This is a genomic window from Salifodinibacter halophilus (genome assembly GCA_012999515.1).
Taxonomy (GTDB): domain Bacteria; phylum Pseudomonadota; class Gammaproteobacteria; order Nevskiales; family Salinisphaeraceae; genus Salifodinibacter; species Salifodinibacter halophilus.
The window spans coordinates 1-265 of sequence record JABEEB010000318.1 but is presented as its reverse complement, the minus strand read 5'-3'; the positions used below and the strand labels follow the sequence as shown (position 1 = coordinate 265).

General features: G+C 67.5%; 1 protein-coding gene. It reads left to right on the top strand.

The window, feature by feature from the left end:
- Positions 1 to 215: hypothetical protein (locus HKX41_11845; protein ID NNC24826.1), on the top strand; the 215-nt coding region annotated here is incomplete at its 5' end.
- Positions 216 to 265 lie beyond the last annotated feature (50 nt).

The window sequence follows — 265 nt, the reverse complement described above, 5'->3', positions numbered from 1 at the left end:
TCCAGTTCCTGCACGTCATCACGGGTCGTATCTCAGCGGCGGGGTTTACGGGCGTGTTTATGCTCGACACCGGCTTCGTCGACGAGCGCGAACTCGCGCTCCTCAAACAGCCGTTCGACGGCTTCGTCGAGACGCGCGACACCGACGGCGACCCCGAGTTCCGGGTCCGCGGCCTCGACGACGGCCCGCGGTCGTGGACGCCGCTTCGAATCTGAGGGCGCGTGGCCGTCGTCTCTCGGTCGGTCTCACGAGAGGTGCGTCACCG